The organism is Exiguobacterium sp. A1_3_1, from assembly GCF_048985645.1.
Taxonomy (GTDB): Bacteria; Bacillota; Bacilli; order Exiguobacteriales; family Exiguobacteriaceae; genus Exiguobacterium_A; species Exiguobacterium_A indicum.
In genome coordinates this window covers 1-8,406 of sequence record NZ_WBYY01000146.1, presented here as the reverse complement: position 1 = coordinate 8,406, position 8,406 = coordinate 1, and the positions used below count along the sequence as shown (strand labels likewise).

Sequence of the window (8,406 nt, the reverse complement as noted above, 5' to 3'; positions counted from 1 at the left end):
AGATCAAGAAGAGTGGAGTCTGCGTCCTCAGACGCTCGAGCAATACATCGGGCAGGAGAAAGCAAAAGGAAACTTAAGTGTCTTCATCGAGGCGGCAAAAATTCGTCAGGAAACACTCGATCACGTGCTTCTCTACGGTCCTCCGGGTCTTGGGAAGACGACGCTTGCGACGATCATTGCGAACGAGATGGGGGTCGGCATCAAGACGACAGCCGGTCCTGCAATTGAACGACCGGGTGATTTAGCGGCGATTCTATCATCGCTTGAACCGGGAGATGTCCTGTTCATCGACGAGATTCATCGATTGAGTCGATCGATCGAAGAGATTCTGTATCCAGCAATGGAGGATTATTGTCTCGATATCGTCATCGGTCAAGGTGAACTCGCCCGCAGCGTCCGAATTGATTTACCACCGTTTACGCTCGTTGGTGCAACGACGCGTGCGGGGATGTTATCGGCACCGCTCCGCGATCGTTTTGGCGTGACGCTGAAGCTTGAATATTATACGATGTCAGAGTTGTCTGCCATCGTGACCCGAACGTCACGATTGTTCGGATTCGAAGCGGATCGTCTGGCTGCAGAAGCCATCGCGCTTCGTTCACGTGGAACACCACGTGTCGCGAATCGGTTGTTACGGCGTGTCCGTGATTTCGCTCAAGTCGCCCATCAAACCGAGATCGATGCCGTGCTCGCGACAAGTGCACTTGATCGTTTGCATGTCGATGCGCTTGGGCTCGACGATGTCGACCATCGTTTACTACGATCGCTTGCAGAACGGTTTGCCGGTGGTCCGGTCGGTCTTGAGACGATCGCAGCGACGATCGGGGAAGATGCGCAGACGATTGAGGATGTATATGAACCATATCTACTGCAACAAGGCTTTTTACAACGTACTCCGCGCGGACGTGTCTTAACACCGTTCGCCCGCCAACATTTAGGACTGAAAGAAGGAAATTGAACCAATGGATGTAAACTTATTTGATTTTCATTTACCAGAAGAACAAATTGCCCAAGTGCCATTGCTCGACCGGACGAGTTCGAAATTGATGGTTCTCGATCGGGAGACGGGTGCGATTCAGCATCAACACTTCCATGATATCGTCGATCACTTCCGCGAAGGTGATACACTCGTCATCAACGATACGAAAGTTTTACCAGCACGTCTCTTTGGTGTGAAGGAAGAGACAGGTGGGAAGATCGAATTGTTACTCTTGAAGCAAACGAGTGACGATGTGTGGGAAACACTGGCGAAACCGGCAAAACGCGTCAAACCAGGAACGATTTTGTCGTTTGGTGACGGATTACTTCGTGCTGAGTGTGTCGAAGCACTTGAAGATGGAGGACGCATCCTGAAGTTTTTCTATGACGGCATTTTTTATGAAGTGCTCGACCAACTCGGAACGATGCCACTACCGCCGTACATTCATGAACAACTCGAGGATCAAGATCGTTATCAGACGGTTTATGCTCGGGAACGCGGAAGTGCGGCAGCACCGACGGCTGGTCTTCACTTTACACCCGAGTTGCTTGAAGCGCTTAAAGCGAAAGGCGTTCGGATCGCACCATTGACGTTACACGTTGGACTTGGCACATTCCGTCCTGTCTCGGTCGACGACGTCGATAGTCACAAGATGCACAGTGAGTATTACGAACTGCCGGAAAGTTCAGCTGCTTTGCTACGCGAAACACGAAAACAAGGCGCACGGATCATCGCGGTCGGGACGACGTCGACACGAACGCTTGAGACGGTCATTCGCGACCATGGCGACTTCGTCGAAGCAACGGGCTGGACGGACATCTTCATCTTCCCGGGTCAGGAAGTCAAAGGGATTGATGGTCTGATCACGAACTTCCACTTACCGAAATCAACATTGATCATGCTCGTGTCCGCGTTATCGACACGGGAACACATTCTGCATGCCTACGAAGAAGCAGTCGCAAACGGCTATCGCTTCTTTAGCTTCGGTGATGCGATGTTCTTAACGAGAGAGGAACGAAACTAATGACAAAACACGCGGTAACATATGAACATATCAAAACATGTAAACAATCCGGAGCGCGGTTAGGAATCGTCCACACGCCGCACGGTAGTTTCGAGACACCAGTCTTCATGCCGGTCGGAACGCAAGCGACGGTCAAGACGATGGCACCGGAACAAATCAAGGACATGAACGCGAACATCATCCTCGCGAACACGTACCACCTCTGGGTGCGTCCAGGACATGATGTCATCAAGGAAGCGGGCGGTCTGCATAAATTCATGAACTGGGATGGCGCGATTCTCACGGATTCAGGTGGCTTCCAAGTCTTCTCACTTGCTGATCTTCGGAACATTTCTGAGGAGGGTGTTCATTTCCGTAACCACTTGAACGGGGACAAATTGTTCTTATCACCGGAAAAAGCGATGGAAATTCAAAATGCACTCGGTTCAGATATCATGATGGCGTTTGACGAGTGCCCACCGTACCCAGCTTCTCACGAGTACATGAAAGCATCTGTCGAACGGACGAGCCGCTGGGCGGAACGTTGTCTTGCTGCGCACGAACGTCCACACGATCAAGCACTGTTCGGTATCATCCAAGGCGGAGAATACGAAGACTTACGTCGCCAAAGTGCAAAAGACCTCGTTGCCCTTGATTTCCCGGGTTATGCGGTCGGTGGTCTTTCGGTCGGAGAGCCAAAAGACGTCATGTACCGTGCGCTCGAATTCACGACACCACTCATGCCGGAAGACAAACCACGTTATTTGATGGGCGTCGGTTCACCGGACGCATTGATCGAGGGTGCGATCCGCGGAATCGATATGTTCGACTGTGTCTTACCGACACGGATCGCACGAAACGGCACATTGATGACATCACAAGGACGTCTCGTCGTCCGGAACGCGAAGTATGCACGTGATTTCCGTCCGCTCGATGAGAAATGTGATTGCTACGCGTGTAAGAACTACTCGCGTTCGTACATCCATCACTTGATTCGTGCGCAAGAAACGTTCGGTCTGCATCTGTGTTCGACACACAATCTTCACTTCCTCGTCAAGTTGATGGAAGGCGTTCGCCAAGCGATTCGTGAGGATCGTCTGCTCGATTTCAAGGAAGAATTCTTCGAAGAATACGGTTACAATTTACCGAACGCAAAGAATTTCTAACAAATCGTCTGACAAATCAATTCTTTCACGGTATAATGAACGTGATTTGAATGATAAAAGGAGCTGAATCAGATGGAAGGTTTATTCACATTCCTCCCGATGATCTTGATCTTCGTGGTGTTCTATTTCTTGTTGATCCGTCCACAGAACAAACGCCAGAAGCAAGTGCGTCAGATGCAAAATGAACTCTCACGCGGCGACTCGATCGTTACGATCGGTGGTCTTCACGGGGTTGTCCAAAAAGTTGACGACATGACGGTGACATTGAAGTCAGGTAATGCACAATTGACATTCAACCGGAGTGCTGTCGCAGAAGTGACGAAAAAATCAACGACTGTCATGGACGACGAAACTGTCGAATAAGGCATTGAAAAGGCGCTTTCCGGATTCCGGAGCGTCTTTTCTGTTTATATATGAGAAAAACGTTTGCTAAGATTACCATTTCTTTTGTAAGCTAGGATAGGAGAACAAAGTTGTCTGAAAATATACTGGGAACTAGAGAAAGGACAATGTAGCATGATCAAGAAAGGGAAACTTGCCACATTCTTCATCGTCGTCATCGCGTTGCTCGTACTGATCGGTACGACATCGTCATGGTTGTTGAAGGATACGAAGCTTGGCCTTGACCTTAAGGGTGGCTTCGAAGTCTTGTATGAAGTACAACCGCTGAAAGAAGGAGACGTCATCGATCAAAATGCGATGAGTGCGACGCTGACGGCAATCGAGAACCGTGTCAACGTCCTCGGTGTCTCTGAACCAGATATCCGTATCGAAGGCGATAACCGGATTCGCGTTCAGCTTGCTGGCGTCAAGGATCAGACGGAAGCGCGTCAAATCCTATCTTCGACAGCACAATTATCATTCCGTGACATCAACAATAAGTTGTTACTGGATGGATCGGATTTAAAAACCAAAGGCGCAAAAGTCGGATACGATCCACAAACGAACCAACCGCTTGTAGAACTTTCACTTAAATCAAAACAAAAGTTCTATGATGTGACTCAAAAGATTTCACAAATGCAACCACCTGCGAATCGTCTCGTCATCTGGCTCGATTACGAGAAAGGTGATTCGTACGAAAAAGAGATTCAAAAGAAAAACTCGAAAATCGTTTCGGATGCATCTGTTCAAGAACCAATCAATTCGGACAAAGCGATCATTTCTGGTGGCGATATCGATGCCGCATACGGGAAACAATTGTCTTCGATCCTAAACGCCGGTGCGTTACCGGTCAAACTCGAGGAAATCTACTCGACGTCGGTCTCTGCTGCTTTTGGACAGGATGCACTTGATCAAACATTGTTCGCGTCAGCAATTGGTGTAGCCGCTGTCTTCTTGTTCATGCTACTGTTCTACCGGATCTCTGGATTCGTTTCGATCATCACGTTGCTGTTCTACATCTATCTTGTCATGATCTTCTTTAACGGGATCAACGCCGTCCTCACGTTACCGGGGATCGCCGCACTCGTTCTTGGAGTCGGGATGGCGGTCGATGCGAACATCATCACCGCTGAACGGATCAAGGATGAATTACGAAGTGGAAAATCCGTCTTGTCTGCATTCAAAGCCGGTAACCGTCGTTCGTTCGGTACGATTCTTGATGCCAACTTGACGACGTTGATCTCTGCTGGCGTGTTGTACTACTTTGGTACAAGTACGGTCAAAGGATTCGCCATCATGTTGATGGTTTCGATCGCCGTCACGTTCGTCACGAACGTCTTTGTCTCACGTTACCTGATGCAACTCCTTGTCAGTAGCCGATGGTTCGATAAGAAGAAATCATGGTTCGGTGTAAAGGAGAGTGAAATCCGTGAGCTTTAATCCTACGAAATTCGATTACATCAAACATCGAAAAATTTATTTCGCGATCACGATCGCGCTTGTCATCGTTTCTGTACTCTTGTTGTCGTTCCGTGGTCTGAACCTTGGGATTGACTTCACGCAAGGAACTCGCGTCGAGATTTCTTCTGAGAATCAAATTAAGGAAGCGGACGTTCGCTCCGTCATTGAAGATGCCGGGATCGATGCGGAAGAAATCGATGGCATTCAGTTCGCTCAAGGCGGAAAGTTAGCGAACGTCACGTTCGTTGGTGAATTTAGTCAGGATCAAATTTCTGAAATGAAACAAACGATTGAAGCGCAGTATGATAAGGAACCGAGCATCTCGACGGTTTCCGCACAAGTTGGTCAAGAAATCGCGCGTAACGCGATTTATGCCGTCTTGCTCGCGTCACTCGGGATCGTCATCTACGTCTCGTTCCGATTCCAACCGTTATACGGAATTGCGACAGTACTCGCATTGCTACATGATGCGTTGATGATCGTGGCATTCTTCTCGCTGTTCCAGATCGAAGTCAACTTGTACTTCATCGCAGCAATCCTGACGATCATCGGGTATTCCGTCAACGATACGATCGTTACGTTCGACAGGGTACGAGAAAATCTCGGACTCGCTGAAAAAGGTGGTCGGAAAGTCTCGTTTGATGAATTGGCGCATATCGTCAATGAATCAATCCAACAGACGATCATCCGCTCGATCAATACCGTCGTCACAGTCATCATGACGGCAGCGGCACTCTACATCTTCGGTAGCGAAGCAATCCGTGGATTCAGTCTCGCCCTGCTTGTCGGGTTGATCATGGGGATGTATTCTTCGATCTTCATCGCCGCGCAACTCTGGCTCGTCATGAAGGGTCGGACACTTGGTCGTACAAAACGCGCTTCTTAAAAGAGTATCCGCATCAGCTATCGCTGGTGCGGATTTTCAATTATAATGGGGAAGTTGATTGGAGGGTTTGAGATGTACCATGCTAAAAAAACATGGCTTGATAAAGTCATCGATTCAGAACAAATCGAACAATTGACGGCGGATGGCACAATCTCACCGCACGTCGCACAACTACTTGTCCAACGGGGATTCACAACACGTGAAGCTGCCCGTGATTTTTTAGAGACCGATCAAATGGCATTTCATGATCCATTTGCTTTCAAAGACATGCCAAAAGTCGTCGAACGGATTCAACGTGCCGTCGACGAGGGCGAGATGATTTTGATTTACGGTGATTATGATGTCGACGGCGTGAGTTCCGCTGCGATTCTCTGGCATGCCTTGATTGAAATCGGAGGAATGGCAGAGTGTTATATCCCGAACCGTTTCACGGAAGGCTATGGACCAAACGAAGCCGCGTTTCGCTGGGCTGCAGAAGAAGGGTTCAGCCTCGTTATCACGGTCGACTGTGGGATTTCCGGCATTCATGAAGCCGATGTCCTAAAGGAACTCGGGGTCGATTTAATCATCACCGATCACCACGAAGCAAAAGAAACGTTACCTGATGCCTTTGCCTTAATTCACCCAGGTGTCGATCCAGACTATCCGTTCTCGAAGCTTGCTGGGGCAGGTGTTGCCTTTAAAGTCGCACATGCACTCCTTGACCGTGAACCCGTCGAGTTACTCGATCTTGCGGTGCTCGGAACGATTGCCGATCTTGTGCCGCTCGTCGGAGAGAACAGGTTGCTTGCGATACGCGGCATCGAGGCGCTGAATGCGAGTGAACGCCCGGGTATCCTTGCGTTACGTGACGTTTGTAGTTTGACGGAAGACGAACTGACGGAAGAATCAGTCGGATTTGCATTCGGTCCGCGGATCAATGCGGCAGGTCGTCTTGATTCGGCGATGCCAGCGCTTGAGATGTTACTAGCGGAAAGCAAAGATGAGGCACTTCATCTCGCGAAACAACTCGACCAACAAAATAAACAACGTCAAGATATCGTCAAGCAGATTGCGGAGGAAGCAACGGCGCTTGTCGAAGAACGTTTTAAAGATGACCGCGTACTCGTCGTCGATGCGGCAGATTGGAATCCAGGTGTTGTCGGGATCGTCGCCTCGCGACTCGTTGAAAAATACCATCGTCCCGTCATCATGCTGTGTCATGATGCTGAAAAAGGAACAGCGAAGGGTTCTGGACGATCGATTCCAGCCTTTGATTTATTCGCTGAACTCACGAAATGTGAAGATATCTTGCCGCATTTCGGAGGACATCCGGCTGCTGCCGGCATGACGCTCTCTTCCGATGACGTCGAGGCGTTACGTCAACGTTTGAATGAACAAGCAAGTACGTTGCCGGACGATGCCTTCATCGCGACGATCGATGTGGATCTACGTCTACAGGTCAGTGATGTGTCAATTCAGTTGATTGAAGATATTCAGCGATTGGCACCGTTCGGGATGGGAAATCCCGCACCACGGATCGTCATCGAGCAAGCGAAGATCCGTGACATGAAACGGATCGGTCGTGACTTGACGCATGTCAAAGCACTACTATCAGGCGACGGGAAGGAACTCGATGCGATCGGCTTCGGCTTCGGCGACCTTGTCGATGAAGTCTCGACCTTATCGGAGATTCACTTGATGGGCAGTCTGAACATCAATGAATGGAATGGGTTCCGTAAACCACAATTGATGATTCAAGACGTCGCTGTCGAAGATGTCCAAGTGTTCGATTACCGCGGCGGTAAGCGGCCGCTGAGCGAACTATTCGCCTTACCGCATGAGACGACGACATTCGTTGCCTTTACTGATGAGGTGAAGGAGAAGTACGCGGAACGTCCGTTGAACGGACCGATTCGTCAAAACATCGTCTTCCTCGATCTACCGGAAGAAGAAGTTGCGTTTCATCCATACGTCCAACAGGCAGAGCGGATTTATTGTGCCTTTAAGGACGAGGGCTATTATTTTGAGACGATTCCATCGCGCGAGGACTTCAAGCATTACTTCCAGTATTTCGCGAAATGTCCACGCGACGAGCTCCGAATTGGTCTCGTACGTTTGTCGAAATCGCGAAAATGGACGAAACGATCGATTAACTTTATGCATTCGGTATTCTCGGAACTTGATTTTCTTGTTACAATGGAGGACGGGCTGCCGGGTGTAAACCCAAATGCTGCAAAACGAGATCTGACGGAAGCTCCGACGTACCAGCGTCATGAAGCGCGTCAAGAGCTCGAGCAACAATACATTTATTCGTCACTCGCTCAGTTGAAAGAGCGTTTTGATACTCTGGTAGAAGCGGCGAAGCAGGAGGAAAAGACATGGAGTTCAAACAGCATATAAAAGAGGTCGAAAACTGGCCGAAAGAAGGAATCAGTTTCAAAGACATCACATCACTCATGCAGAACGGACCAGTATACAAACAATCGGTTGATGCACTTGTCGAATATGCACGCAGTAAAGGCTGTCTCTTATACACATCTCCGAGCCC

At 49.2% G+C, this 8,406-nt stretch carries 5 protein-coding genes and 1 pseudogene; all 6 read left to right on the top strand.

Annotated features, from left to right (window positions below; translation table 11 throughout):
• Nucleotides 1-19: 19 nt before the first annotated feature.
• The 6 genes and pseudogenes from ruvB (at nt 20) to recJ (ending at nt 8,258) form a co-directional block, all read left to right on the top strand.
• On the top strand, nt 20-958 hold the full coding sequence (ruvB, locus tag F8N00_RS13955) for a Holliday junction branch migration DNA helicase RuvB (protein ID WP_421018411.1): 939 nt from the start codon (nt 20-22) through the stop codon (nt 956-958).
• Between the two features lie 4 nt (nt 959-962).
• Nucleotides 963-2,003 carry a tRNA preQ1(34) S-adenosylmethionine ribosyltransferase-isomerase QueA gene (gene queA / locus F8N00_RS13950; protein WP_421018410.1) on the top strand — a complete coding sequence of 347 codons (1,041 nt, stop codon included), beginning with the start codon at nt 963-965 and terminating at the stop codon, nt 2,001-2,003.
• Nucleotides 2,003-3,148 (top strand): tRNA guanosine(34) transglycosylase Tgt, encoded by a 1,146-nt coding sequence (tgt, locus tag F8N00_RS13945; protein ID WP_029342245.1) that lies wholly within the window; start codon nt 2,003-2,005, stop codon nt 3,146-3,148. The genes queA and tgt overlap by 1 nt, the downstream gene beginning before the upstream one ends.
• A 72-nt stretch (nt 3,149-3,220) precedes the next feature.
• Nucleotides 3,221-3,511 carry a preprotein translocase subunit YajC gene (gene yajC, locus F8N00_RS13940; RefSeq protein ID WP_023468932.1) on the top strand — a complete coding sequence of 97 codons (291 nt, stop codon included), beginning with the start codon at nt 3,221-3,223 and terminating at the stop codon, nt 3,509-3,511.
• A gap of 153 nt (nt 3,512-3,664) precedes the next feature.
• Nucleotides 3,665-5,876 (top strand): annotated as a pseudogene (gene secD / locus F8N00_RS13935) (protein translocase subunit SecD).
• Nucleotides 5,877-5,948: 72 nt separating this feature from the next.
• Nucleotides 5,949-8,258 (top strand): single-stranded-DNA-specific exonuclease RecJ, encoded by a 2,310-nt coding sequence (gene recJ, locus F8N00_RS13930; RefSeq protein ID WP_421018409.1) that lies wholly within the window; start codon nt 5,949-5,951, stop codon nt 8,256-8,258.
• Nucleotides 8,259-8,406: the final 148 nt, after the last annotated feature.